Here is a 24,972-nt window from a genome sequence, read left to right as displayed (position 1 = left end):
ACAATAATAATAGATAAAAGCAAAGGAGTGAGTCTCCAATGAAAATAACGATTGAATTCTGCATGCAGTGAAACTTTTCCCCAAAAGCCGTGAGTCTCACGGATGCATTGTACAAAGCCTATGGAGGAAAAATTAAAGAAGTGCAGCTGATTACTTCTTCCGGTGGTGTATTTGAAGTGTACGTTAATGAGGAAAAGGTGCATTCCAAAAAAGAAACGCGCCGGTTTCCGGACGAAGAACAGTTAATTGAAAAACTGAGAGGCTATGGGCCCTCATAAATAAAGGGGTCACGATCATGCCGGACGCAAGAAATATTCCTTCCGTTCATGCTCTGCTTCAGAACAGGCAGATCCGTCAGCTGATAGAAGAAGTACAGGACGAGCAGACGGTCACAAACCTCGTCCGGACGGAAACAGACAGACTCCGGGATGCAGTGCTGGACGGGATGGCGCTTGATTCCAAAGAAGAAGCGGAAAAAATAATTATTCAACACGCCGGGCAGCAGGTTCGGCGCTTTTTTGCGGAGCGGCTTCACAGCGTTATTAATGCGACGGGAACGATTCTACATACAAACCTCGGGCGCGCTCCATTGGGACCGAACGCTGTAAAAAAAGTAATCGAAGCCGCTTCCGGATACTCTAATTTAGAATACAATGTAGAGACCGGCAGACGCGGATCGAGGCACGATATTCTCGAGGACCTGCTTTGTGAAGTGACCGGAGCGGAGGCCGCGATGGCCGTCAATAATAATGCCGCTGCTGTGTATCTGGTCCTGCGGGCTTTAACGTCGGAAAAAGAAGTCGTAGTCTCCCGGGGCCAGCTTGTGGAGATCGGCGGTTCGTTCCGGGTCTCATCTATAATGGAAGAAAGCGGTGCCGTTCTTAAAGAAGTAGGAACCACAAACAAAACACATCCTTATGACTATGAGGACGCTGTTAACGAGCGGACGGCGATGCTGATGAAAGTGCACACGAGCAATTTTTCCATGCACGGGTTCACGAGTGACGTATCGACAAAAGAGATGAGCCGGATAGGAAAAAGCCATGACCTGCTCGTATACGAGGATCTGGGGAGCGGTGCGCTGTATGACTTCCGCACGCATGGGATTGGTGAAGAGCCGACGGTTAAAGAAACGCTTGAAGCGGGAGCCGATCTGGTTTCTTTTTCCGGTGATAAACTGCTCGGCGGTCCGCAGGCGGGTATTATTGCCGGACGAAAGGATTTAATCGACCGGCTGAAAAAACATCAGCTTGCCCGGGTGCTCCGCTGCGACAAAATGACGCTCGCGGCTCTTGAAGCAACGATAAAGGCTTATCTGCCCGGGCACCAGGGCACAGAAAACATTCCAGCGGTGCATATGCTGTTGATGGAAAAAGAAGAGCTGGAAGCAAAAGCAGATTTATTTTTAAGCGAATGCCGGCTCCGGAAATGGACGCTTCGCAAAGCAGGCGATGAGTCTAAGGTTGGAGGCGGAACGATGCCTGATGTCACACTGCCTACGACCGTTGTATGTCTTAATACAGAAACTATAACAGCAGAGCAGGCAGCACGGGCGCTGCGGGTAAAAGAGGGGCGTCCGGTTATTGCCCGGGTCAGCAGAGAACAGCTTTTGTTTGATATGCGCACTCTGCAGGACGCCGATATTATAGAAATTGCCGCCTTCTTGATGGACTTGGAAAAAGAAGGGTTGGGCGTTTAGAAAACGGGTAACGTTATGTGTAACCGATTAATTTTTTTGGAAAGCCATTTATATTTGTCCGGAATTTTGCTATTCTAAAGGGGTGGACGGAAATGGCATATCGACTAAAGCCAAGTTACGAAATCCAGGAGCAGGATATTTTTTTCGACATTTAACACCGTCTGTTATATGATACAACTAAAAGGAGGATGCTACATATGAGTGAAAACCACGATTTGTTCAATGCACGCAAAACGTTCTCATCGAGCGGCAAGTCATATCATTATTATGATTTAAAAGCTATTGAGGACGCAGGAGTAGGTAATGTAGCGAAGCTGCCTTATTCTATCCGGGTGCTGCTTGAGTCTGTTCTAAGACAGCTGGACGGAAAAGTAATCAAGAAGGAACATGTAGAAAGCCTTGCTAAATGGGGCACAGAAAATAACAACGAAGAGGATGTACCATTCAAACCTTCCCGTGTTATTCTTCAGGACTTTACCGGCGTACCGGCCGTAGTGGACCTGGCATCGCTTCGTAAAGCAATGGCAGACATCGGGGGAGACCCGCAGGAAATCAATCCGGCGATTCCGGTTGACCTTGTTGTTGACCACTCTGTTCAGGTAGACCGTTTTGGCGCGGAAGATTCCCTCCGCCGCAATATGGATCTTGAATTCGAAAGAAACGAAGAAAGATATAAACTCCTCAGCTGGGCAACGAAAGCATTTGACAACTATAGTGCTGTACCGCCCGCTACGGGTATCGTGCACCAGGTTAACCTGGAGTATCTTGCATCTGTCGTGCATGCTAAAGAATCAGACAACGGAGAAATTGAAACGTTCCCGGACACATTGGTTGGAACGGATTCCCACACTACGATGATCAACGGACTCGGCGTACTTGGCTGGGGCGTCGGCGGTATTGAGGCAGAAGCAGGAATGCTTCAGCAGCCTTCTTACTTCCCGGCACCGGAAGTAGTCGGTGTGAAACTTACAGGAGCCCTTCCTAACGGCGCAACAGCCACGGACCTTGCGCTTAAAGTAACACAGGTGCTTCGTGAAACGAACGTAGTTGGCAAGTTTGTGGAATTCTACGGCCCAGGCCTTAAGGAAATGCCGCTTGCAGACCGTGCAACGATCTCCAACATGGCTCCGGAGTATGGCGCAACTTGCGGCTTCTTCCCGGTAGATGAAGAGTCGTTAAACTACCTTCGCCTTACAGGCCGAGATGAAGATCACATCCAGCTTGTAAAGGATTACTGCCAGGCTAACCACCTTTTCTATGAAGATGGCAGCGAAGAGCCTAACTTTACGAGAGTGCTTGAAGTAAAGCTTGAAGATATTCTTCCAAGTCTTTCCGGCCCGAAACGTCCACAGGATCTTATCGAGCTGACCGACATGAAGAAGAAATTCAACGAAGCACTTACAGCTCCAGCAGGCAACCAGGGATTCGGCCTGGCTCCTGAAGATGTGAAGAAAGACGTAGAAGTAAAACATCCAAGCGGAAAAACAACAACGTTAAGCACCGGCGCTGTTACAATTGCAGCTATTACAAGCTGTACAAACACGTCCAACCCTTACGTTATGATCGGTGCAGGCCTTCTCGCGAAGAAAGCAATCGAGCGCGGACTTGAAGTGCCGGAATATGTAAAAACATCCCTTGCACCAGGTTCTAAAGTTGTAACGCGTTACCTTGAAGATGCCGGCCTCATGCCTTATCTGGACCAGCTCGGTTTCAACCTTGTTGGTTACGGCTGTACAACGTGTATCGGTAACAGCGGTCCGCTTCCAATTGAAGTAGAAGAAGCGATTGCCGATAACGACGTGCTTGTTTCCTCTGTATTAAGCGGAAACAGAAACTTCGAAGGACGTATTCACCCGCTTGTTAAAGCCAACTATCTTGCTTCTCCACCGCTTGTTGTAGCTTACGCACTTGCTGGAAATGTGAACTTCGATTTCTACAAGGACAGCTTCGGCAAGGACAAAGATGGAAACGATGTGTATTTTGAAGAACTGTGGCCTACTACAGAAGAAATCAAAAACACCGTGCACAATAACGTATCTCCTAAACTCTTTAAAGAAGAATACGAAAATGTATTCACGAACAACGAGCGCTGGAACGATCTTCAGTCTGATGAAAATGCTGCGCTTTACGATTTTGATGAGGAATCTACGTATATCCAGAATCCTCCATTCTTCGTAGACATGGCGAAAGATCCGGAAGACATTAAGCCGCTTAACAGCCTTCGTGTCATCGGTAAATTTGCCGACAGTGTGACAACAGACCACATTTCACCAGCCGGCGCGATTGCAAAAGACAGCCCGGCCGGCCGTTATTTAATCGAAAAAGGCCTGTCTCCTGCTCAATTTAACTCGTACGGTTCCCGTCGTGGTAACCACGAAGTGATGATGAGAGGAACATTTGCCAATATCCGTATTAAGAACCAGCTTGCGCCGGGTACAGAAGGCGGCTATACGACATACTGGCCGAATGGCGAAACAATGGCTATCTATGACGCTGCTATGAAGTACAAGGAAGACAAAACGGATCTTATGGTTATCGCCGGAAACGATTACGGTATGGGAAGCTCCAGAGACTGGGCAGCGAAAGGTACCAACCTTTTGGGCATCAAGACAGTACTTGCCCAGAGCTTTGAGCGTATCCACCGCAGTAACCTTGTGTTAATGGGAGTTCTTCCGCTTCAGTTTAAAGACGGAGACAGCCCGGAATCACTTGGACTAACCGGTAAAGAAGCATTTGATGTAAAAGTAACAAACAACGTGCGTCCACGTGACGTAATCGAAGTTGTGGCAACCGACGAAGATGGAAAAGTAACAACGTTCCAGGTTATTGCCCGCTTTGACAGCGAAATCGAGATGGACTACTACCGCCACGGCGGTATTCTGCAGATGGTACTTCGCAACAACCTTGCGAAAACAGAAGCAGCACGCGACAACTAATCATATAAGCAAAAGCCCTCCCGCCTTCCAGGTGCGGAGGGCTTTTCTTTTTCAGAAGCTCGTTGTGAAATAAAATAGTGTAAATATATCTATTGCTATAACTGCGGTAAAAAATGATAATATAGGAATGACCTTATCAGAAGAAAGCAGGTATAACCGTGACAGAGGAAGAATCAACAACAAGAGAACGCAGACAGTCACCGTTTCGTAAAGGGGTGGCTGCTGCCTTTATTCTCTATATGGCCGCCCTCCTTTACGTGACCCTTTTAGCGTGGAATTACGGTTCTTCTTACGGGGCGCAGGGACCGGGAAGCAGGAACTATAACCTGCATCCGTTTGAAAGCATTATGAATATTGCTTTGTACAGCGATAACGTTATCGACCCGTTGATTATTCTGGCGGGCAATGTCATTATGTTCATGCCGTTTGGCTTTCTGCTGGGGCTGCTTGTCTATTCCCGTGCCAAAGTCTTCTGGCTTGTGCCTCTGCTGGCGATGCTGCTTTCCATCGGAATCGAGTCAGCCCAGTTTATGTTTACGTACCGGGTATCCAATATTGATGACGTTATCTTAAATACAACAGGTGGCGTTTTAGGAGCATGGACGGCCTTATTTGTACGCAGGCTTACAGGCAAGTATAATAAGAAGTAGAAAAAACTCCAGGGTATTTTCCCCTGGAGTTTTGTTATAAAGGCAGAAGCGTAGGCTTTTTATTGAAAGGACGCTTTCGTATAAAAGGAGAGACCTGTTATGAGCATTTCAATCACTGACCAGCTCAAAGAAAAGATGGAAGCCTGGGAAAAACAGCCTTCCTCTCTTTCCATTGATGCGGTTCAGGAATTTATCGGGCAGATGAACACAACCGATACCGAGCAGCGCCATCTGGCAGCCAGAGCCTATGCGGTGCTGGCCAAGGAACGCTTCTCCAGAAGAGACCGCTTTGATCCGCTGATCCGCAGCTGGGTCGAGCAGGGATTGGAGTGGGACGATACCGAGAAAGACCTCTTGTTTTTAAAAGGGCTGGAAACGTTATTTGCAGTCCGTGACATGGCGTTTGGCCGTGCTATGGCTCCGATCCGGGAAACGGACCAGAGTTCTGCGAGAAAAAAAGCGGCCGAACAGTTAAAAGCAAGTGCGGACAGCGAACGCGAGCAGTTGAAGCAGGCAGAAGAAATTTTACAGCAGTCCACCGTGGACCCCGAGCTGTTTGACGGCCATCTGCCGGGAATACTAGAAGCCGTCCAAAAAGGAATGACGCTGTATAAAAAAGTGGCGGAAGAGGCAGAAGAATACCTGCAGACGGCGTCCGGTTCCTTTTATTCGCCGGAACAGGTGAAAAAGCTGAAGCTCTCGATCCAGGAGCTGCTGGAAGTAAAAAAAGAATGGGAAAGCCAATTTGCAGCTTTGGACCAATACACGGCCATGCTGCCGGGGGACCCATTAACCGAACTCGACCAGATGATAGGACTGGAGCAGGTCAAAGATAACGTGCACCGGATGTATCACTACCTGCAGTATCAAAAGCAGCGCAAGGACCAGGGATATCAGTGGAAAGACGAGCGGAGCCTTCATATGATTTTAACCGGAAACCCGGGAACCGGAAAAACGATGCTCGCCCGGATGCTGGCAAAAATTTATCATCACCTCGGCATTCTTCCCCGTGATGAAGTGCTGGAAGCAGATCGTTCCCAGCTTGTCGGCGCCTATGTGGGACAGACCGAAGAAAAAACGATGCACTTAATAAAGGAAGCCGTCGGCGGCGTGCTCTTTATCGATGAAGCTTACAGCCTCAGACGTGAAGGGATGTCCGGCAATGATTTCGGCCAGACCGCGGTCGACACGCTCGTTTCCGCCATGACGAGCGGCGAGTATGCCGGTTCTTTTGCGATTATTCTTGCCGGATACCCGGAGGAAATGCGCCAGTTTCTGCATTCCAACCCGGGGCTGCGCAGCCGCTTTCCGGAGAGCAATCATATCCACCTTCCGGATTATTCCATGAAAGAGCTTACCCAGATTGCCGAAAAAACCGCGATCGATAACGACTTTATGCTGAATGAGGCGAGCCGCCGCGTCCTGCAGGAGCGCTTGGAAAAAGAGCAGGTCGACGAAACATTTGGAAACGGACGGACCGCTAAAAACATTATTATGGATGCGATTTTTCAAAAAGGATCCAAAATTGGGGAAAAAACTGACGGAAGCGTTGAAGACTATTCCATTCTGACCCCCGAAGACATGAGCGGGTCAGCTTTTTCATTAGATGAAGACGCCCGTAAAGAACCTATGATAAAATTAGAGGAAATGATTGGCTTACAGGAAGTAAAAAATGAACTTAAAAAGCTTGCCAGTTTTATTTCTGTGCAGAAAAAAAGAAAAGAAGAAGGGGCGCCGAGCGTTCCCCTGCAGCTGCACACCGTGTTTACGGGAGAGGCAGGAACAGGAAAAACAACGGTAGCGAAGCTTTATGCCGGTATCCTGAAAGAGATGGGCTTTCTAAAACGCGGACATACTATTGTGTGCGGTCGAAGCGACCTGGTTGCTGAATACACCGGCCAGACCGCAGCCAAAACGAGGAAAAAAATCCGTGAAGCATTAGGCGGCGTGCTGTTTATTGATGAAGCCTATGCGCTAGCGACAGGAAGCCGGTCGGATTTCGGCAAAGAAGCCCTCGATACGCTCGTAGAAGAAATGACTAAGCATGACGAAAATTTGGTTGTGATTTTATCCGGCTACGCCGGTCCGATGGAGCAGCTGTTTGAGATCAATCCCGGCCTGCGCTCCCGTTTTAAAAAGACATTTTATTTTCCGCCGTACAGCGCCGATGAACTTCTGGAAATCACCCGCTTGAAAACGAAAGAATACGGCTATACGTGTACAAAACCCGCTCTGGAAGTGCTTAAAGGCGCCTACGGGCGTATGGATACTTCCGGCAATGCCCGCTTCGCTGAAGATATGGCCGAAGAAATGTTTCAGCAGCAGGCCGGACGGGTGATGGACGGCGCAGCGGAAAACCTGCACGAACTCAATGAAACAGATGCACAAAAGGCAGCAGCCTATAAAGAAAAAGAGAGCATTAAAGGAGACCGTTAAATGACACGCACAACTGCTTCTACATCGGTGCCGGTCCGCTACGCAGAAACAGACCAGATGGGCATTGTCCATCATTCGGTCTATGTGATCTGGTGCGAACTTGGACGAACAGAGCTTATTAAAAAGCTGGGGTTCCGCTACAATGAACTGGAAAAACAGGGCTACCTGTCCCCGGTGACCGGCATCAACCTGCAGTATAAAAAATCCTCGGTATACGACGAAACAATCACAATCGAGACCTGGGTGAAAGACTACAGCGGTGTCCGTATTGAATACGGCTACCGGATCAGCAATGAAAGCGGGGAAACGTGTGTGGAAGGCTCCTCCGAGCATGTCTGCGTATTAAAGGACAGCTTCCGCCCGCTTTCCATCAAAAAACATCTTCCGGAGTGGCATGATATGTATACAAGGGAAGTGTCGCATTAGGAGGCCGTTATGGCATTTGGAATATCGAAACAAGAATTGGCTGACTGGAAAAACAGCGCTGCTTCAGGCGAAATTGCGCTTTTAACCCATTACTGGTACGACCCGCGTTATCCGCAGTTTCATACGGTGACAAAAGCCGCCTGCGGGGATCATGATAAACTGCTGGAGTGGGGAGCTCAGTTCGGCTTTCAGCCTCACTGGATTCACTACCGCGAAGAATACTCCCACTTCGATATCCGCGGGCCTAAACAGGTGGAAGTACTGGAAGCCTGCGGACGTTCCAAAGACATTACCCGCTTCCGTCTTCCTTCCAGCAAGGTTTAAAGATGAATGAAATAAGGAAAATAGGATAAAAAGAAAGGGGACTACTATGACTATCACACAGCAGCATATTATAGACGAGCTCGAAGTACACCCCTCTGTGCAGGCCGAAGAGGAAATCACCCACCGGAAAGAGTTCATAAAAAATTACCTGCTTCACGCGGGAGCAAAAGGCTTTGTCCTGGGTATTTCCGGAGGGCAGGACTCAACGCTTGCCGGCAAAATTGCCCAGATGGCGGTGGATGAGCTGAACGAAACCGGAGAAGGCTACGAATTTATAGCGCTCCGCCTGCCGTACGGCGTCCAGCATGATGAAGAGGACGCCCAGCTGGCCCTTTCTTTTATTAATCCTTCCCGGACGATTACCGTCAATATTCAAAAAGCAGTGGATGCATCGGAAAGTGATTTTGTAGAAGGCACCGGAGAAAAGATGACGGATTTTAATAAAGGAAACACGAAAGCACGCGAGCGCATGAAAGTTCATTATGATATCGCGGCCCATTATCAACTGCTTGTGATCGGAACCGATCATGCTGCAGAAGCCATTACCGGTTTCTATACAAAACACGGCGACGGCGCGTGTGACATCGCACCGCTGTTCGGTCTGAACAAGCGTCAGGGCAAAGAGATGCTTAGGGAGCTGGGAGCACCGGCAGAAACGTTTGAAAAAGTACCAACGGCTGACCTGGAGTCTGACAAGCCCGGCCTCTCGGATGAAGAAGCGCTCGGCCTGACCTACGACCAGATTGACGACTTTCTGGAAGGCAAAGAAATAGAAACTGAAGCTTCGGAGAAATTAATCGAATATTTTACAAAAACGAGACACAAACGAACCGAGCCGGTTACCTTTCATGACCACTGGTGGAAAGAATAGCAGACACTTCGTGCGGCAGGTGCTTATGCCGTACGGTTTTTTAAAAACTTACGCTTCTTCTTAAAAGGAGAGGCATACATACAGTTGCGTTCTATGTCTATTCGTGATACTTTTCTATCATTATCTACCGCGTATTCGTGACATACTTAAATAGAGACAAAGGAGCAGGAGAGTTCATGCCAATTAGAGTGCCCGACCATTTACCGGCTAAGGATATTCTTACAAAAGAAGATATTTTTATCATGAACGAAAGCAGAGCCTACAACCAGGACATCCGTCCCTTGAATATACTCATTTTAAATTTAATGCCGCTGAAAAAAGCGACAGAAACCCAGATTCTTCGTATGCTCGGGAACACGCCGCTGCAGCTGAATGTGTCTTTTCTTCATCCTGACACCCATTCGTCCAAAAACACCCCGCATGAGCATCTGGCTGCTTTTTATAAAACAATCGATGAAGTCAGCGGCAGAAAGTTTGACGGCATGATTATTACCGGGGCACCGGTGGAAAAGCTGCCGTTTGAAGAGGTGGATTACTGGGAGGAAATGACTGATATTTTGGAATGGAGCCGGTCGCATGTGACGTCCACGCTGCATATCTGCTGGGGCGCCCAGGCCGGCCTGTATCACCATTTCGGTATTCCAAAACACCCGATGGAAAAGAAAAAATTCGGCGTGTACGAGCATACGGTGCAGATGCCGGAAGAAAAGCTGCTGCGCGGCTTTGATGAAGTGTTCTGGGCTCCGCATTCACGCTATACGGAAACCCGGCGCGAAGATGTGGAAAAAGTAGACGCGCTCGATATCTTGTCCGAGTCCGGTGACGCCGGCCTGTATCTGCTCGCGACCAAAGACCGCAAGCAGATCTTTATGACCGGCCACGGCGAATACGACCGCGAAACGCTCCGCGAGGAATTCGAGCGGGACAGCCGCCGCGGCATTTCCACGGCGCTTCCGGAAAATTATTTTCCGAAAGGCAATCACCTGCTCAATCCGCCGATGCGCTGGCGGGCCCATTCGAACCTGCTGTTTACGAACTGGCTGAACTATTACGTGTATCAGGAAACACCATTTGATTTGACCTAAAAATAACAAGAGCGTGAAGCTCTATAGAAAAGGGCTGAAAAAGAAGGTGATACATGTGGATGCGTTAGATATTGTTATGCAGAAAGAAAAAGTCGTAGCCCATTTTCAACCGATTGTCAGCGCCGATACCCTGGAAATTACCGGGTATGAAGTGATGGGACGGTTCCATGAAAACGACACCGAAAGCATGAGCCTGCGCGCTTTTTTCCAGGATCACACTATTCCGGATGAGTACCGCCAGGAGGTCGAGGACCATATTCATGACCAGGCATTGAACGCCTACCTGGAAGAGGGACGCGACGAAGTCCTGTTTTTAAATGTAGATGTGAATCTGCTCGTACAGGACGGCGGCGAAAGCTTTGTCGAACGGTTGAAGGAATTTCAGGAAAAAGGACTGACTTTCGACAAAATCGTGCTCGAGCTTAAGGAACACCATTTTATTGGAGACCAGTCACAGCTCAAGCATTTCGTGCAGTATGTGCAGAGCCTCGGCATAAAAGTGGCACTCGATGACGTTGGGAAAAACACAACCAATCTGGACCAGATTGCCTACCTGATGCCCAATATTATTAAAGTTGATTTAGCCTTTACGGAGGAAAATTCCATTCCGAGTATGTTCCGGGATGTGCTGCATTCGTTATCGATGCTGTCGAGGAAAATCGGCTCCTCGCTTTTATTCGAGGAAGTAAACGGCTTTAACCAGCTCAACTATGCCTGGAGAAACGGTGCGCGCTACTTTCAGGGCGATTACCTGCGCAGGCCGAGAAATACGTTCAGTGAAAAGCAGATCCTGACTGAAGCGCTCCGCAAAGATTTTCATCATTTTATTACGCTTGAGCGTAAAAAGATGGAAGCCCAGATTGAATTAATGACGTCGATGAACAAACGGCTGGGAGCGATTCTGAAAAAGGAAGGCCAGTGGACCGATGTGGACGCTCTTACAATGAATATTGCGAACGCGCTGGAGGATATCTCCTTTCGGGTCTATATCTGCGACCACGAGGGCTTCCAGAAGTCAGGAAACGCCTTAAAGGAAACCGAGGGCTGGACATATCATCCGGAAGGAAGGAACCGCAACTGGAGCTGGCGTCCGTATTTTCTGGAAAACATCGTCCGCATGAATTTTGAAAAACGCGGTATTTTATCCGACCTGTATTCAGATATTCATCAGAACGAGATGATCCGGACTTATTCGCATCCGCTTACCGATGACATGTACGTGTTTATTGATATTCCGTACGAGTATTTATTTGAAAAAGACCATTTAATTTAGGGGCCTCCTGCAGGCCTCTTTTTTTAGAATATACGCGAAAGCGTTTGCTGTCAGACTGCAGCAGGAACAGCAGTCTGTAGAAAGGAGTTCTGGTTGTATGAAAATGCCCTCCGTCCAGGATGTGCTGCTTTCCAGGGAGGAAACAGAAACGTTCTGGATCCGCCATCAATTTGTAAAAGAGCCGCTTCTCGATGTTAAGCGCCAGCTGATCGAGTGGACCGATCCGGACACGCACCATGCACTCGACGGCATTGAAGAAAAATGGCGTGCCGGCCGCCGGACGATTTTATGCTGCGGCGTGTTTTCGGCAGGCAAGTCGACGTTCATTAACCGATTGATCGGCGAAGCCCATCTGCCGTCCCATCCGATTCCAACAAGCGCCAACGTCGTCCATTTCCAAAAAGGAGAGCCCGGCATTACGCTCGTGCACGAAGATGGGCGTCCGGATACCGTATATTCGGATCTGAACGCCTGGGATGCAAACTGGTTTCAGCAGGGAGCCGATGTGAAAGAAGTGTACCTGCAGGACGCCGGCACGAAGCTTCCCGCCGGCGTGGAGCTGATTGATACACCCGGGATTGATTCAACGATCGAAGCCCACCAGCTTGCCGCCGAGTCGCGGCTGCCGGAAGCCGATATCGTCTGTTATGTGATGGACTACCAGCAGGTGGAATCCGAGGAGAACATTGCTTTTTTAAGCAAGCTGAACCATATGGGCATCCGGCCGTTTTTAGTTGTGAACCAGGCTGATAAACATAATCCGGCCCAGGGAACGATCGAAGCGTTCCGGGAGCGGATGGAAGCATCGTTTCAAAAACGGGATATCCGCTATGACGACGTGTGCTTTATTTCATCGCGTTTTCCCGAACTGACCCCGGCGGAATGGGACAAGCTGATGCAGTACTTATTTTCGTCCGCCGTGCCGGCCGAAGTCCAGGTATCACAAACCGCCGCAAAAAGTCTCTACCGGGTGATGGCAGACGTGGCCCGGCAGAACGAAAAGCAGCAGCATCCGCCAAAGGATATTCACCGGGACCTTGATGCATATGCGAGCCTGAACGATCTGCACGACGTGCAGCAGCAGGCCGCGCAGAAGCAGAAGGACATGGCGGAATGGCAGGATACGATGGAAAAAAGAATGTTCGCCACGGTGGATTTAGTATTTACAAATGCCAAACTGACGCCGTATCATACCCGCAATGCCGCAAGAGACTACCTGGAATCGCGGCAGACAGCCTACCGCATCAAAGGACTGTTCGGGAAAAATAAAACCCGGCGCTCGCGTGAAGAAAGGCTGGAAGCGCTGAAAAGCAGCCTTACAGAAAACGCCCGCAACTATATCGATATCCCGCTGCGCGAACAAATGACAAGCCTGTTGGCCTCGTACCGCGTTGAGGATCAGAATCTGCAGCGAAAGCTCCTCGACATGAGCATTACTATCGATGACGAATTAATCGGGAAGGCCGAGCGCTCTGGAGCCGCTTTTACCCAGGGGTATGTGCTCAGCTTCAGCCGCTGGCTTACCGAAGAAATCAAGCGGGTCTACAAGCAGCAGTTGATTCACCTGCTGCCGCAAATCAAAACGCTGCTCGCCGCCGAGCAGAAAAAAGAAGCTGCCCGCCTGGAAAGCCGGCGCGCCCGAACTGCAACGCTGTTGGAAGAGGCATCTGCCTGGCAGGAGCGCCAGGAACAGTGGATGGCGACGGTTAGCGAGTGGATGCATGCATTTCGGGAGGCGGCTGTACCCTTTGAACCTGCAGCATCGTCCGTGTCCGGTGTGTACCGGATAGAAGCTGCCGTGGCCCGCCAGCAGCTGTCGTTTCCGATCCGGGAATGGTATGAGCGACATGGAAGCACTCAAAAAGAACAGCCGCCCCGCGAAGAGGCGCCGCATGAACTGCGGGAGGCCGCGGATGTGATGAGAGGCTTCCGGGCACTTGAAGCGACGGCTGCTTCACTGGAAAGCAAAGCAGAACGCCTTGAGCAGGCCGCGTACCGGGTCGCTTTGTTTGGGGCGTTCAGCTCCGGCAAAACAACATTTGCCAATGCGCTTATCGGCGATCCGCTGCTGCCCGTATCGTCGCACCCGACGACGGCGTTTGTAACAACGATTCGCCCGGGCGCCCCGGAAACACACGGCACGGTATCGGTTGTGTATAAAACCGAAGCACGGGTGATTGAAGAAATGAACGAGCTTTTGTTTCAAACGAACACTTCTGTCGGCTCTATGGATGAATGGGCCGTTTTGAAAACCGAACGTAGTGAAAAGCTTGCCGAACAAATAGAAAAGCAGGAAAAACAAAAGCTAAAAGATGATAAAGAAAGCAGAAAAGAGGAATGGATTGATCCGCTGCTATTACTGGATGACGAAGAGAAGAACCGTCTTGATGAATACGAAGCCTCATTTCGAAACTATGAAGACAGGCAGGGTACGCGGACGCCTATGAAGCTCGAAGCGTTCCAGCAGCTGACCGGCAATGCAGAAGAAGCGATGATGATTGACCGGGCCGACGTGGATGCTGCCGGTGTTTTTACGTCCAAAGGCTATACGCTCACCGACACGCCCGGCGTTCACAGTATTTATAAGCGCCATACGCTGTTGGCATTTGAAGAAATGAAAAAAGCCGATGCGATCTTTTTTGCAACGTATTACAATCATGCTTTTTCACGCGCCGATGTGATGTTTCTCACGCAGCTCGGCCGCCTAACGCAGTATTTCTCCTATAATAAAATCTTTTTCCTTGTGAATGCAGCTGACCTGGCAGAAGACACGGAGGAGCTGGAGAGTGTCATTCATTATGTTAAACGGGAGCTCGAGTCCTTTGGGCTGGAGAATCCGCCGGTATATCCGGTGTCGAGCCTGCAGGCCGGAGGAGAAAACCGTGCGGTCTCCGGGATGGATAACTTTATGGAGGCCTTTGAGCAGTTTTCCTACGAGCAGCTGCAGGGGCTTGTGCTGGAAGAAGGACGGGGCGAAATTCGCCAGGCCATCCGCACTTTGGACGACATCATTGAAACAGCGGCGCTGGACGCGTCCCTTCAGCAGGAAAAAAAGCAGCAGCGCCTCTATTCTCTTACGGAAGCTGAAAAACAGCTGCAGACGTATTCCTTTGCGCTCGAACTCGATATGATGCACCGGGAGATGGAAGAGCTGCTTTTTTATGTAAAGCAGCGCGTGTTTTACCGCTATTATGACTTGTTTAAAGACTATTTTACCCCATATGCATTTCAAAAAGAACGCTCCTTTGCCGAGCAGATGAAGCGGCAGGCCAATGGTCTCGTGCAGGAAGTGTTTTTAGAATTTGATAAAGAACTGCAGGCGACGGGCTACCGGATGGAACAATATATGAAAGAGCGCAGCCGCCGCACGGCGGACACCCTGGCCGGGCACATTCCTGAGTCAATGCTGTCTGCCTTTCACTGGGAGGTGCCGGCATTTGACAGCTTCATCTCCAACGACATGCCGCCGTCCGACCAGATGTCATTTTCCTTTTTCAGCCGCTATACGTCCTACAGCGCGTTTTTTATGGAGCAGCAGATCAAACCATTTAAAGACGAGCTGGAAGAGGAGCTGCGTCCGCCGGCAGATGAAATGCTGGAAAAAGAGTGGGAGAGGATGCGCGCTCACTTCACCGGACAGTGGGAGGCATGGTGGGTGGATTTCACCGCCGGATGGAAGCAAAGTATCAATACCAGTCGTAGGATGGAGGAAGCGGCAGAAATTACGTATACGATAAAGGATGTAGTACAGGCACGGGACCAGCTGCGGGAACGATTTGGATAATAGGTGGAATTAATGCATGTTTTTTGTTATACTATAGTTTAATGGCATTAAGACATAAACACACATTTCTCATATTATAAAGGAGGATGTATGGAAAACGTACAAAAGTACAATATTTTCCTGGATGATGTGAGACCTTGTCCAAGCGGGTATATTCTAGTAGAAACGGTAGCAGAATGTATTGCCATGATCCGATCCAAAAAAATGGTATCTCACTTATCACTGGATCACGACTTAGGAATTTACGCAAAGAACGGATTTGAAGTCGTGCTGCACTTACTGGAACATAAGATTTTTCCTGACTGCATTACGATTCACTCAGCCAATGCCGTAGGCGGCAAACGAATGTACGACCGGTTAGTCGAAGCAAAACGGAGCGGGCATGTCCCTTCCTACGTGAAAATTTTTCACCAACCCTTACCGATAGGCTTCGCATTGTAATAGTATATGTGTTTAATAAAGAGGCTTCCTAACGGGAGCCTCTTTTCTTGCTTTCCGCCCGTCCTGAATCTACAATAATCAGTAGGACAAAGGAGGCACGGCTCATGCATACGATCAGATTAACCGAAAGAGCGGAACAGGCAATGCAGGGACTGCCCAACAGCAGCAATCCGGCCTTTCGTCTGGAATCAAAGCTTACCGGCGGCTGACAAGGGATTCGGGAGTATTCCCTGGTTCCGGTGGAATCAGCTGATGACGCATATACCGTAACAACCGACGAAGACACGTTTGAAGCTATTAAGCCGTCGCCGGTGCTGGACAATCATCCTTCCCTCGGATGGATGCTCAAAAACAGCAGCGAAACGATAGCTTATGCAATAAAGGTAAAAAAAGAGGATCATCCGGTTTAAACCGTAGAAAAAATCCCTTATACTAAAGGGTAGAAAAGGAGAGATACTATGAATATTACCGATCAGGCAAAAGAATTTATTCACGGCGTGATGAAAGAACACAGTGCCGCCAACATCCGCGTTGTCTTTTCAGGCATGGGCTGAGGAGGCCCTAAATTGGGTCTGGCTCTGGATGAGCCGGCAGAAGATGACGAACGACGCGAAATCAACGGCATTGACGTAGCGATTGAGAAGCAGGTGCTTCCGCACGTCGAAAATATCACATTGGACGTACAAACCAATAGTGAAGGGCAGTCCGGGCTTGTGATGGACGGCGGCTCCGACAGCGACTGCTGTTAATATGTATAAAAATCCAGTGCTTTTTCTCTTCGGAGAAAGTACTGGATTTTTGCTTTTGGTCACTAATTGGTCACTAAAATTTTTCTTTGTTTAATTGCTTGGCATTTTCATAGGATTGAATAGCTGCTTGCTGGGTGTCTGGTAACACATGACCATAGATATCCATTGTCACCGTAATGGAGGAGTGACCGGCTCGTTCTTGTATTGCTTTAATATTTACGCCCAAAGCAAGTAACGTACTAATATGCGTATGTCGGAAATCATGGAAGCGTAAAGGGGAGAGGGAATGCTTTTTGATGATTGTTCTTAAACAGCGACCTAACCACCCTGGACTGATCGGAGATCCATCCTGCTGTGTACATAACAAGTCATATTCTTTGAATATCTCTCTATTTTTTAAGCGCCATTCGTTTTGCTTTGCCCGGTGCTGCTTAAGTTCTTTTACGGTATCGGTATCTAATCGTATATCTCGTCGGGAAGTAGCTGTCTTCACACCTTCAAAGAAGAATACTTCGGAAGACTCGTGATAAAGAGAGTGTCGAACATGAATAATATGATTGTCTAAATCAATGTCATTCCAACGGAGCCCTAATATTTCTGATCGTCTCATGCCGGTATTAATGGCCAAAATAAAAGCAATAGCTGTATCTGGATATTTTTCCTTAATAAGACGGATAAAGGAACGGCACTCATCCATGGTCCATATACTATACGCACGCTTTTTTACTTTAGGTCGATCCACATAATCTAATACATTAGAAGTGATTAATTTCTGTTTAAGCGCATGGTTGAAAACCCGTTTTAATAGTGATAGCAGCGTGTGGACATACTGCGCGGAGAACTCTTCCAACATATCATCCCGAAATGTTTCAAAATGATGCGCTTGTACTTTGTTTAACGGGATCCGGCCAATAGCCGGGATGATTCTCTTTCTGATTTTAGAAGCAGCTGCGGTGTATGTGCTGCGTGCAACCTTGTTTTTGTATTGTGAAAGCCAATGCTCCAGGTATTCATTCATGAACCACTGCTGCTTTACGGTTGTTTTATGAACATCCGGCGAAGTAACCATTTCCTCATATGCTTTCTGTGCTTCTTTTTTGGTCTTAAAGCCGCCTACTTTTTTTGCCTTCGTTTGCTGGTAGCTGGATCAGGCTCCAATTTAAACACATAGATCCAGCCTTTTCCACGCTTTTGAAAAGATGCCACCTCATTCACCTCCTAGTAATGGGAAATACATTTCTGTTCAAACATTTCTAAACGCTGAGAGGCAAACCTCTTGGTCACACCATACTTTGTTTACCACATGTAAAACAGCTCGTTCTTTACAAAAAAGCAAGGTTCCTTATAAAAGTATATGAATTATGTAGTATAGATAATAAGGTGCTACTAATTATAGAAAGGGAATGTATGTTCTATTTATGAGTTTAAGAAAAGCCCTAAAGAATAGGGCTTATTTAATAATTGTCTTGCAAACTGCCAAATGTTTTTGTTTCTACTTCAGCTATATTTTCTATTAGATCATATGGTACGTATTGATCTGTTATTTCAAATCCTGTTTTCTGTCCATTTTTTAAAGTTGAGTCATTAGATGTAGTAGCAAATCCTAAGAAATCGCCGTTTTCATCCTTAAAGATGCTATATATAGCCGTATGATAAATTTCTGTACCAGAATCATTAACGACTTCTCCTAATACTTCCATAGTAGGTACGCCATCTTGGTCTTTTCCAGTTTGATAGTTAGTATTTTCCACGGTTAATTCCTCATCATAAGATTCAGCGTATTCCGGAGTAATAAGAAGCTCTGCATCCGTAATAGTGTCTTTTTCTGACGTATTGAAATCCCAAAGACTAACGTACGCCGTATCGCCAGGAGCTATAATTTCTGGATAAGTGAAGATTCCGGCATTCGTAACCTTAGCAACACCGCCATTATCGTCATACCAAGTAATACTTAAGTTCGATGCGTTTAGTGAATCATCGCCCTCATTTGTTATTTCGGCATAATAGTTTAATGTAGGGATATGTCCATCTTCCCAGATATACACTTTTTCGCTTGCTACAGATATATCATCTAAATTAGACGTCTCCTCGTATTCAAAATCAGCAAGGGAAACAAAATCCTCTGGAGGTTCTACTTCTTCAAGAGAGACGCCTCCGCCTAAATTGCCAAGGACTCCAATAATACTAAAGAAGTAAAACAAACTTGCTGTAACCATCTTCCACTTGGTACCACTCCTAAATCTCGGTAAGCGTTGATACCATTTTTTTTTTTTATTCTGTGTAGAAAGTCCCCACTTTTGTTTATGACTATTATAACAACTATAGTGAATAATTTGTACATAAAAATAGCCTCTTTATAGAAGAGACTAGGATTATTTTTGTTTTCGATCCCGCGATTCCAGGAGTCTTATTTTCATTTCAGCAATTTCCCTTGGGCTTTGTGCTGCGATTTTATTTAAATTATAGGCCGCGAAATCCATGTTTTGCATTCCATGTTCAATCATAAAGGTACGTAGATCAACGAGAGCGTCATAGTTGAACGTATCTGCATCTGGAGAGATATAATCTTCTACATATTCTTTTTTAGGAGTAATGGTCATTTGGGTTCTGAGACGCTCCAAGCTGTTCAGTCTTTCCAACGTAAGCATGGAATTTCTAATCCTAACAGTAATCATTATGGGGTTCCAGGACCACAAACGATGAAAGCACTGGATCAAGCAGCTGCCAAGCCTTCTTATGTTGGTAAAAGAGTAAAACCCACTTAATTTTTATAATAGGAAGACGTGGAGCAATCCAATTGGAACTGTGAGAAAAGGCTTTGGTTTCCCTACGATCGTGGCCAAACATAAAGTAGGCAAAGGTGAACAGTACGAAGTGAAGAACAGCAACGGACAAACCTTCTATATTACGGCTTCTTCTAAATATGTAAGGGTGGTGAGATAATGGCGCAGAAAACAGATAGTAAAAAGCAAAGCTTTATCCGTTATCTCATTCAAGGATTACCGCTGTTGCTTATCATTTTAAAAGTGGAGTTCGATATCGTAGTAGCACAACATTAGATAGACCTTGTGATCTTATCCATTCCGGCTGTCTGGGGTATTTGGGATAATCACTTCACCACAGACGAAGGACAGAAAGATTTGGATGCGTTAAAACAAGCTGGACGGTATAAGTGATGAACCAAGTGCCTGCCTCCGGGCGGGTGCTTTTTTTGTTTACATATAAAAAGAGAGGGGAACTCTCTTCATATAGCAATAGTACAACAACCAAATAGAGGAGGTTTTATAAAATGGAAGAATTAGAATTCGATACCACTTATGTTACGGAAGACGAAGAGGGAAACATTATTGATATTTTTATTCTGACTGGTAGTACGAAAAATACAGATAGATACGAATACATTGTAGAAGGCGCAAAGTATGATGAATCTAAAGAAAAGTGGGTAAAATACTCAGGCACAGCTGTTAGTCAAAATGTAAAAGCAAATCGAATTGCTACAGAACAAGAAATAGATATAAAAAATAATGCGGAAAGTCAATCACCATAATAAAAAGAGAGGAGTGGCCCTCTCTACATAGCTTGTATATCTTTAAGTGTATCGAACTTAATATAACAAATTGCTTCATCATTCCTCACATGAAACTGTTTATCCATCATGTTAATGTAAACACATTCCCCAGTGAAAGTTATAAAGTGTCCACCCTCCCAGAAAGTAAACTCCAAAGAGATTCTGTGCTCGAGCGCTTCATGCAGCAACAACTCTAACTCATCCCATTTGTGACATTAAACGAAGTATTTGGCTGAATAGGTTCATAAATGTTAGATGGACTATGATCTACTCACTGAGATTGCAAGGGTACCGTGTAAGTTGTATGATAGTAATTACTGTGTGCAGTGAGAGTATGAGATGTTGATTTTTTAGTGAGTACGCAGAGTTAATGATAAATGATGGTGAATAAAGTGAAAAGGAACAGATTGAATTTTCGTAAAATTGTTCTATATTTGTTATTAGGTGCTGTATATTTGTTTATGATAGGTATCGGCGGTTATTTACTATTTGGGTTTGGGTCCCTTATGTATGATTTAATAGTAAAGGAAGTTGCCGCTGTCAACATGTCACAAGTGAGGTTTATGATGGTTATTGTAATACTATTAGGGTTGCAGACTACATATACAGGAGTAGTAAGATTAAACTATTGGTCCAAAGTATATAGAAAAGACTACTCTTACTACAAAGAATAAGTCTAATTATCCACAGTTTTTGCCAATGTCTTCAATAAAATTACCAAAGAAAATATTGCAAATCCAGGCAGTGAGTCAGTCCAGCTCCTTAGTAATGACGAACCAAAATGAGATGAGGCTGGGTAATGGCTGCTTATATTGATAAACAGATTATTAGCTTTTTACCATGCTTAGTTACAGAATGGTGATACGCTGTACATTTAGGAGGTACTATGAAGGGACAATCAAGGGCATCAGAGAGACGGGCTAAAGAAGTCGAAGCTATTACCCTGCACAATCGAGAGGCATTAATAGATGCCATTAAAAGTGTAGAAGTGCTGAAAGATTTACTGATAGAAGAAGGATTAACTACCGAAGAGAGTTTTAATAAGCGCAAAGAGGAAGCGGATGTATCGATAGACAAGTATCTTAAATAATGAAAACACTCTCAAAAGGGAGTGTTTTTTAATTGCCTAAAAAAGAGTGTGAAGTATAAAGAGTCGAAAAAGATGACCAGGCAGACAATTTGAGATGAATATGAAATAACCTGTATTACATTAAGGTCCTATTCGAGAAAATCAACAAAGAGGTTAACATATAAGGGGATAATTGGTAATTTCGAAAGAGAAATTGTGATTAAGAAAAACTTTTGAATTCTATTTATAGAAAAGGCGGAAATGTAGATGACAAGGCTACAGATTATTATGCGAATCTTTACTGGAATATTTGGGTTGGGAATTCTTTTCACAGACTACTTTCTATTTGTTAATCTTACTATGATCTCGTTCATTCTTGTCTGTTTAGTAGACTATCAAACAGACCAAAAATGGTATAATCTTTTGACGGCTGCTTTGTTTATGGTGGCTTTGCCAATTATATGGACACTCTAATCGATCAAAACTTTGTACTGACATAGGAAGGCACTTATGACAACAACACAGATTGCGATGCGCATTATTATTGGCATCCTGGCTTTAGGCTTCTTTTTTGCGGACTTTTCCATTGTTGCTCCTATCATTCTAGCAGCTTTTATCATTCTTTTTTTGACTATCGAGTCGAGAGAAAATCTATACCTTATTCATAGCTGGAGCGTTTTCGTTTATCCTATTCGCCTTTTTCATTATATAAAGCCAAAAGAATAACCCAAACATTATTTAATAAAAATTTTAAAGGATGATTTGAATGGAAGGAGTAAAGTAAGGACTGTATATTTTACTTGCCTAGAAGTAATTATTGTATTTTTTTCTTTCATAAGGTTGATAGTAAAGTATTATAATGTTTGTTTAAAACGATAGTGCCGTTAAGTAAAACAATATTAAAACAATGAAATACAAAATTATATTCTGAAATTGAAAAGTGAAAGAATAAGTATGAGAAGGAGAGAAGCGTTAATGGCTGGAACACCTTGGAGTTTAAGTGATAGAGTTACGGTTGTTTTTGATAATGAAAATAAGAAATATAGAACATATAGATATTCTTTAAAATGTATATGGGAGGAGCAAAAAGATGTAGTGACTTTCGTAATGTTAAATCCAAGTATTGGAGACGCGGAGTTATGTGATCCAACATTAAAAAGGTGTATGAATTTTTCTAAAAAATGGGGGTATGGTGGTATGAATATTTTAAATCTCTATGCCCTTATTTCTACTGATCCGAAAGGATTAAGGAAACATCATGATCCTATTGGGCCAGACAATAATAATCACCTTTTGGAAGCATTAAAAAACACAGATAAAGTAGTATTAGCATGCGGTCAAAGTTTTAACGGGGTTAAAACTCGAATTAAAGAAGTTATGGCATTGGCAGACAAGCATGAAATATATTGTATTGATACAACAGTTAAGAATATTCCAAAGCACCCTTTGTTTTTAAAAGGAGATTCGACCTTGAAGCCTTACACAGCATAAAAAAAGAAAAAATTATTTTTTCTTTTTTTATGCTCATTTTAACTAGTGTTGTTTTGCAAAATGTGTTTAGAAAAGCCTTCATTAGCTCCAAGTTACTTACGTAGTCTTTAGCAGTTATTCTTCCTCATACTCCCATATTTCTTCGTCAGAATATCCTTGTTCCTCAGCCCAGTCGATTTGGTCTTGAATCCAGGAAGGCGCCTCTTCGCCGGTTTCACTGTGGTAATAGACATCGTCTTCCCGCTCTTCATTTTCGAGTGGGGCATGCATAGGGGGACCGTCGCCTTCCGGGTACTCTTCTTGGGATTCCGTGTATTGCTGGTCGCTTTCTTCTAATAATGCCTCCTGCGCTTCGGTTTCTTTCTGCCGGGCACGCTCGGCTTCCTCGGCAGCAGCCTGCTGAGCGGCTATTTCTCGTTCCATCCGCTCCTGTTCAGCCAAACGTTCTTCCTCGGCTAGTCTGGCTTCTTCTGCGATTCGTTCTGCTTCTTCTTGCTCTTCCTGTTCGCGTTGTTCCTGTGCCAGACGTTCTTCCTCCTTCTGCTTTTCTAAAGCTTTCTGTTCTTCTTTTTCGGCTGCCGCTTCTTCCGCCGATTCTGTATCTTCTACAGGTTCATCCTCCGGGGTTTGTTCACCCCCACAGGCGGCGAGAATGAACACTGCGCCGCAGAACATAGATGGTAACCAGTATTTTTTCATCGTGTCTCTCCTCATTTTTATAAAAGTAAGTCCTTCACATATCTTTAGTATAATAAATTGGTAAAGATTTGAAAACAACAAAAAAGCTGTGCTGGCATCAGCACAACCTGTATCAGGCCCCTTTTGAGAATAGCTTTAACGTTAAGTCGAGAAGGTGGCTTCCGTCTGCTTCTGCGGTGTGACGGGCTGCATGTATCGCCAGAAAAGATGCCTTCGGGATAGGCTGGATATCTTCACCGTTATGTATCGAGAAACCGGCTTCTTTCACGGCCAGAGCGAGATCCCGGTCAATGTTGTAAACAAGCAGCGGCTTCAACTGGGCGGAATCGCAGGCACGGTAGTGGTTCTCAAGCCGGCTGCAAAAGTCGGTGAGTTCCTGCTTATCATCAAACTGCAGGGTAAGACCGGTAAGTGTCATAGGATCAGAAGGCGTCTGGTAATGAAGCTTTCTATTTTGGCTTGCATGAATTTTATCAAATAAGTCTTTGTATAAATAGTTTGCCAGTTCGGCGCGGTCAATCAGGCTGCTCATAAGAATTCTCCTTCGTATAAACATATTTCTGGAAATTATAACATTATTCGTTAAACAACAGATAGCGCTTACAAAAAATCAGTAACAAGGGATCGGGGCTTAAGGTCGTAGAAGATTATGTAACAATCCGGTCGGTGTTTTTCACAATAAGCTCCAGACATGTTATATTTGCCTGACCATAACTAATAAAGGACTGATGCAAATGAACAGCCCGATTCCAGAAGAACTGCTTAATCATTATATTGCCTCTATGGAACTGTACATTGGAGAAGCAATGGAAGAACAAGAATTTAATGGTATTGAACTCACGGTCATGAAGGAAGTAGGGCTGGAAAACACGAAAGAAGGGCACCGGGCCTTCTATGATGTCATGAGCACGACTGCTTCGTTTCTGTACGGGGAATGCGAAAAGGAAGATATCTACGCCGAGTTAAATAAAGTGGCAGCATCCAGAGAGTAGACAGTCACAAATAAAACGAAAGGAGGAATTGAATGAAAAGAAGGCTGCGAATAGCCGCTGTTTATACAAGTATTTTTGCAGCGGCGGGAATAATCATTGGATTTTTCATTAACGGAGCAATCGATTGGAAGCTCGTTCTCAGCATGGTAGTGACAGGAGTTGTTATTGGCTTGTTTATAGCGCCTGACGCTTATCTGGCTTCCGGCACAAAACAAGAACGCACCAGGTTCGATCGAAGAATACTCTACATTCTGTTGGCGGGCAGTGGAGTATTTTTTCTGCTCGGACTGGCCGCTTTTATAAGGGCGGAGGAGGCAGACCGACTTCTGACCGGCGTAACAACCATGCCATTACTTATAGTGATTCTATTGCTGATGGGGCACAAAAGGCGGATAGAAAAACAAAAGCATACATAAAAACCCTGATGTCCTTTACGGATGTCAGAGGTTTTTTCAGTAGTCAGTATTGGTTCATTATTC

Annotated in this window: 26 protein-coding genes and 2 pseudogenes; 22 read left to right on the top strand and 6 right to left on the bottom strand. The window is 45.7% G+C overall.

The window, feature by feature from the left end:
- Positions 1-83: 83 nt before the first annotated feature.
- From AC5W14_RS00430 to AC5W14_RS00365, 14 genes and pseudogenes are all read left to right on the top strand, one after another.
- Positions 84-278, top strand: a pseudogene (locus tag AC5W14_RS00430) (Rdx family protein); the annotation flags it as partial.
- Positions 279-295: 17 nt separating this feature from the next.
- Positions 296-1,699, top strand: a complete 1,404-nt coding sequence (gene selA / locus AC5W14_RS00425; RefSeq protein ID WP_496193457.1) for an L-seryl-tRNA(Sec) selenium transferase — start codon at positions 296-298, stop codon at positions 1,697-1,699.
- Between the two features lie 197 nt (positions 1,700-1,896).
- Positions 1,897-4,635 (top strand): aconitate hydratase AcnA, encoded by a 2,739-nt coding sequence (gene acnA / locus AC5W14_RS00420; protein ID WP_496059564.1) that lies wholly within the window; start codon positions 1,897-1,899, stop codon positions 4,633-4,635.
- A gap of 158 nt (positions 4,636-4,793) precedes the next feature.
- A complete protein-coding gene (locus AC5W14_RS00415; protein WP_496059565.1) occupies positions 4,794-5,285 on the top strand; it encodes a VanZ family protein in 492 nt (163 codons plus the stop codon).
- Between the two features lie 99 nt (positions 5,286-5,384).
- Positions 5,385-7,721, top strand: a complete 2,337-nt coding sequence (locus AC5W14_RS00410) for an AAA family ATPase (RefSeq protein WP_496193456.1) — start codon at positions 5,385-5,387, stop codon at positions 7,719-7,721.
- Positions 7,722-8,147, top strand: coding sequence for an acyl-CoA thioesterase (locus tag AC5W14_RS00405; protein WP_496059567.1), 426 nt, complete (start codon positions 7,722-7,724; stop codon positions 8,145-8,147). It abuts the gene before it with no gap.
- Between the two features lie 9 nt (positions 8,148-8,156).
- Entirely contained in the window at positions 8,157-8,471 is a 315-nt protein-coding gene (locus AC5W14_RS00400; protein ID WP_496059568.1) for a hypothetical protein, read from the top strand.
- A gap of 46 nt (positions 8,472-8,517) precedes the next feature.
- The gene (gene nadE, locus AC5W14_RS00395; protein WP_496193455.1) at positions 8,518-9,342 is read left to right on the top strand and encodes an NAD(+) synthase; all 825 of its coding nucleotides are present in this window, start codon (positions 8,518-8,520) and stop codon (positions 9,340-9,342) included.
- Positions 9,343-9,518: 176 nt separating this feature from the next.
- Complete coding sequence (metA, locus tag AC5W14_RS00390) at positions 9,519-10,427, top strand: homoserine O-acetyltransferase MetA (protein ID WP_496059570.1); 909 nt, start codon at positions 9,519-9,521, stop codon at positions 10,425-10,427.
- A gap of 55 nt (positions 10,428-10,482) precedes the next feature.
- Entirely contained in the window at positions 10,483-11,700 is a 1,218-nt protein-coding gene (locus AC5W14_RS00385) for an EAL domain-containing protein (RefSeq protein ID WP_496193454.1), read from the top strand.
- A gap of 97 nt (positions 11,701-11,797) precedes the next feature.
- Positions 11,798-15,484, top strand: a complete 3,687-nt coding sequence (locus AC5W14_RS00380) for a dynamin family protein (protein WP_496193453.1) — start codon at positions 11,798-11,800, stop codon at positions 15,482-15,484.
- Between the two features lie 90 nt (positions 15,485-15,574).
- Entirely contained in the window at positions 15,575-15,925 is a 351-nt protein-coding gene (locus tag AC5W14_RS00375; protein ID WP_496059573.1) for a cyclic-phosphate processing receiver domain-containing protein, read from the top strand.
- A gap of 239 nt (positions 15,926-16,164) precedes the next feature.
- Complete coding sequence (locus tag AC5W14_RS00370; RefSeq protein WP_496059574.1) at positions 16,165-16,335, top strand: hypothetical protein; 171 nt, start codon at positions 16,165-16,167, stop codon at positions 16,333-16,335.
- A gap of 48 nt (positions 16,336-16,383) precedes the next feature.
- Positions 16,384-16,674 (top strand): iron-sulfur cluster biosynthesis family protein, encoded by a 291-nt coding sequence (locus AC5W14_RS00365; RefSeq protein ID WP_496193452.1) that lies wholly within the window; start codon positions 16,384-16,386, stop codon positions 16,672-16,674.
- 73 nt (positions 16,675-16,747) lie between these two features.
- Here the strand turns inward: AC5W14_RS00365 and AC5W14_RS00360 are convergent, their stop codons facing one another.
- The 3 genes from AC5W14_RS00360 to AC5W14_RS00350 all read right to left on the bottom strand — a co-directional run bounded on the left by AC5W14_RS00360 (position 16,748) and on the right by AC5W14_RS00350 (position 19,322).
- Positions 16,748-17,743 carry a tyrosine-type recombinase/integrase gene (locus AC5W14_RS00360; RefSeq protein ID WP_496193451.1) on the bottom strand — a complete coding sequence of 332 codons (996 nt, stop codon included), beginning with the start codon at positions 17,741-17,743 and terminating at the stop codon, positions 16,748-16,750.
- Between the two features lie 385 nt (positions 17,744-18,128).
- The gene (locus AC5W14_RS00355; RefSeq protein ID WP_496193450.1) at positions 18,129-18,890 is read right to left on the bottom strand and encodes a hypothetical protein; all 762 of its coding nucleotides are present in this window, start codon (positions 18,888-18,890) and stop codon (positions 18,129-18,131) included.
- A gap of 156 nt (positions 18,891-19,046) precedes the next feature.
- Positions 19,047-19,322 carry a hypothetical protein gene (locus tag AC5W14_RS00350; protein ID WP_496193691.1) on the bottom strand — a complete coding sequence of 92 codons (276 nt, stop codon included), beginning with the start codon at positions 19,320-19,322 and terminating at the stop codon, positions 19,047-19,049.
- Between AC5W14_RS00350 and AC5W14_RS00345 the strand changes: the two genes are divergently transcribed.
- Positions 19,275-19,439, top strand: a complete 165-nt coding sequence (locus tag AC5W14_RS00345; protein ID WP_496193449.1) for a peptidoglycan-binding domain-containing protein — start codon at positions 19,275-19,277, stop codon at positions 19,437-19,439. The genes AC5W14_RS00350 and AC5W14_RS00345 overlap by 48 nt on opposite strands.
- A gap of 524 nt (positions 19,440-19,963) precedes the next feature.
- Complete coding sequence (locus AC5W14_RS00340) at positions 19,964-20,221, top strand: hypothetical protein (protein ID WP_496193448.1); 258 nt, start codon at positions 19,964-19,966, stop codon at positions 20,219-20,221.
- A 23-nt stretch (positions 20,222-20,244) separates the two neighbouring features.
- On the opposite strand, the pseudogene AC5W14_RS00335 reads toward AC5W14_RS00340, so the two are convergent.
- Positions 20,245-20,439 (bottom strand): annotated as a pseudogene (locus AC5W14_RS00335) (YolD-like family protein); the annotation flags it as partial.
- Positions 20,440-21,128: 689 nt separating this feature from the next.
- On the opposite strand from AC5W14_RS00335, the gene AC5W14_RS00330 reads away from it, so the two are divergent.
- From AC5W14_RS00330 to AC5W14_RS00315, 4 genes are all read left to right on the top strand, one after another.
- A complete protein-coding gene (locus AC5W14_RS00330) occupies positions 21,129-21,332 on the top strand; it encodes a hypothetical protein (RefSeq protein WP_496193447.1) in 204 nt (67 codons plus the stop codon).
- A gap of 246 nt (positions 21,333-21,578) precedes the next feature.
- Entirely contained in the window at positions 21,579-21,785 is a 207-nt protein-coding gene (locus AC5W14_RS00325; RefSeq protein ID WP_496193446.1) for a hypothetical protein, read from the top strand.
- Positions 21,786-21,821: 36 nt separating this feature from the next.
- Positions 21,822-22,037 carry a hypothetical protein gene (locus tag AC5W14_RS00320; RefSeq protein ID WP_496193445.1) on the top strand — a complete coding sequence of 72 codons (216 nt, stop codon included), beginning with the start codon at positions 21,822-21,824 and terminating at the stop codon, positions 22,035-22,037.
- A 249-nt stretch (positions 22,038-22,286) separates the two neighbouring features.
- Complete coding sequence (locus AC5W14_RS00315) at positions 22,287-22,802, top strand: DUF1643 domain-containing protein (protein ID WP_496193444.1); 516 nt, start codon at positions 22,287-22,289, stop codon at positions 22,800-22,802.
- A gap of 114 nt (positions 22,803-22,916) precedes the next feature.
- On the opposite strand, the gene AC5W14_RS00310 is transcribed toward AC5W14_RS00315, so the two are convergent.
- Complete coding sequence (locus tag AC5W14_RS00310) at positions 22,917-23,501, bottom strand: hypothetical protein (RefSeq protein WP_496193443.1); 585 nt, start codon at positions 23,499-23,501, stop codon at positions 22,917-22,919.
- A 112-nt stretch (positions 23,502-23,613) separates the two neighbouring features.
- Positions 23,614-24,033 (bottom strand): hypothetical protein, encoded by a 420-nt coding sequence (locus tag AC5W14_RS00305; protein WP_496193442.1) that lies wholly within the window; start codon positions 24,031-24,033, stop codon positions 23,614-23,616.
- A 202-nt stretch (positions 24,034-24,235) separates the two neighbouring features.
- Here AC5W14_RS00305 and AC5W14_RS00300 point away from each other — a divergent pair, with 202 nt between their 5' ends.
- Together AC5W14_RS00300 and AC5W14_RS00295 are read left to right on the top strand one after the other, a co-directional pair.
- Positions 24,236-24,493, top strand: coding sequence for a hypothetical protein (locus AC5W14_RS00300; protein ID WP_496193441.1), 258 nt, complete (start codon positions 24,236-24,238; stop codon positions 24,491-24,493).
- 32 nt (positions 24,494-24,525) lie between these two features.
- Positions 24,526-24,909, top strand: a complete 384-nt coding sequence (locus tag AC5W14_RS00295; RefSeq protein ID WP_496193440.1) for a hypothetical protein — start codon at positions 24,526-24,528, stop codon at positions 24,907-24,909.
- Positions 24,910-24,972: the final 63 nt, after the last annotated feature.

The organism is Sinobaca sp. TMA16-18, assembly GCF_059510535.1.
This window is presented reverse-complemented; position numbering and strand designations above follow the sequence as displayed.

Bases quoted from the DNA above. Each gene is read 5' to 3' on its own strand.
- AC5W14_RS00410 (WP_496193456.1), top strand. From the start codon at position 5,385: ATGAGCATTTCAATCACTGACCAGCTCAAAGAAAAGATGGAAGCCTGG.
- AC5W14_RS00330 (WP_496193447.1), top strand. From the start codon at position 21,129: ATGAAGGGACAATCAAGGGCATCAGAGAGACGGGCTAAAGAAGTCGAA.
- AC5W14_RS00305 (WP_496193442.1), bottom strand. From the start codon at position 24,033: ATGAGCAGCCTGATTGACCGCGCCGAACTGGCAAACTATTTATACAAA.
- AC5W14_RS00325 (WP_496193446.1), top strand. From the start codon at position 21,579: ATGACAAGGCTACAGATTATTATGCGAATCTTTACTGGAATATTTGGG.
- AC5W14_RS00300 (WP_496193441.1), top strand. From the start codon at position 24,236: ATGAACAGCCCGATTCCAGAAGAACTGCTTAATCATTATATTGCCTCT.
- selA (WP_496193457.1), top strand. From the start codon at position 296: ATGCCGGACGCAAGAAATATTCCTTCCGTTCATGCTCTGCTTCAGAAC.
- metA (WP_496059570.1), top strand. From the start codon at position 9,519: ATGCCAATTAGAGTGCCCGACCATTTACCGGCTAAGGATATTCTTACA.
- AC5W14_RS00360 (WP_496193451.1), bottom strand. From the start codon at position 17,743: ATGGTTACTTCGCCGGATGTTCATAAAACAACCGTAAAGCAGCAGTGG.
- AC5W14_RS00295 (WP_496193440.1), top strand. From the start codon at position 24,526: ATGAAAAGAAGGCTGCGAATAGCCGCTGTTTATACAAGTATTTTTGCA.
- AC5W14_RS00320 (WP_496193445.1), top strand. From the start codon at position 21,822: ATGACAACAACACAGATTGCGATGCGCATTATTATTGGCATCCTGGCT.
- AC5W14_RS00310 (WP_496193443.1), bottom strand. From the start codon at position 23,501: ATGAAAAAATACTGGTTACCATCTATGTTCTGCGGCGCAGTGTTCATT.
- acnA (WP_496059564.1), top strand. From the start codon at position 1,897: ATGAGTGAAAACCACGATTTGTTCAATGCACGCAAAACGTTCTCATCG.
- nadE (WP_496193455.1), top strand. From the start codon at position 8,518: ATGACTATCACACAGCAGCATATTATAGACGAGCTCGAAGTACACCCC.
- AC5W14_RS00350 (WP_496193691.1), bottom strand. From the start codon at position 19,322: ATGCTTACGTTGGAAAGACTGAACAGCTTGGAGCGTCTCAGAACCCAA.
- AC5W14_RS00340 (WP_496193448.1), top strand. From the start codon at position 19,964: ATGGAAGAATTAGAATTCGATACCACTTATGTTACGGAAGACGAAGAG.
- AC5W14_RS00375 (WP_496059573.1), top strand. From the start codon at position 15,575: ATGGAAAACGTACAAAAGTACAATATTTTCCTGGATGATGTGAGACCT.
- AC5W14_RS00380 (WP_496193453.1), top strand. From the start codon at position 11,798: ATGAAAATGCCCTCCGTCCAGGATGTGCTGCTTTCCAGGGAGGAAACA.
- AC5W14_RS00405 (WP_496059567.1), top strand. From the start codon at position 7,722: ATGACACGCACAACTGCTTCTACATCGGTGCCGGTCCGCTACGCAGAA.
- AC5W14_RS00400 (WP_496059568.1), top strand. From the start codon at position 8,157: ATGGCATTTGGAATATCGAAACAAGAATTGGCTGACTGGAAAAACAGC.
- AC5W14_RS00355 (WP_496193450.1), bottom strand. From the start codon at position 18,890: ATGGTTACAGCAAGTTTGTTTTACTTCTTTAGTATTATTGGAGTCCTT.
- AC5W14_RS00315 (WP_496193444.1), top strand. From the start codon at position 22,287: ATGGCTGGAACACCTTGGAGTTTAAGTGATAGAGTTACGGTTGTTTTT.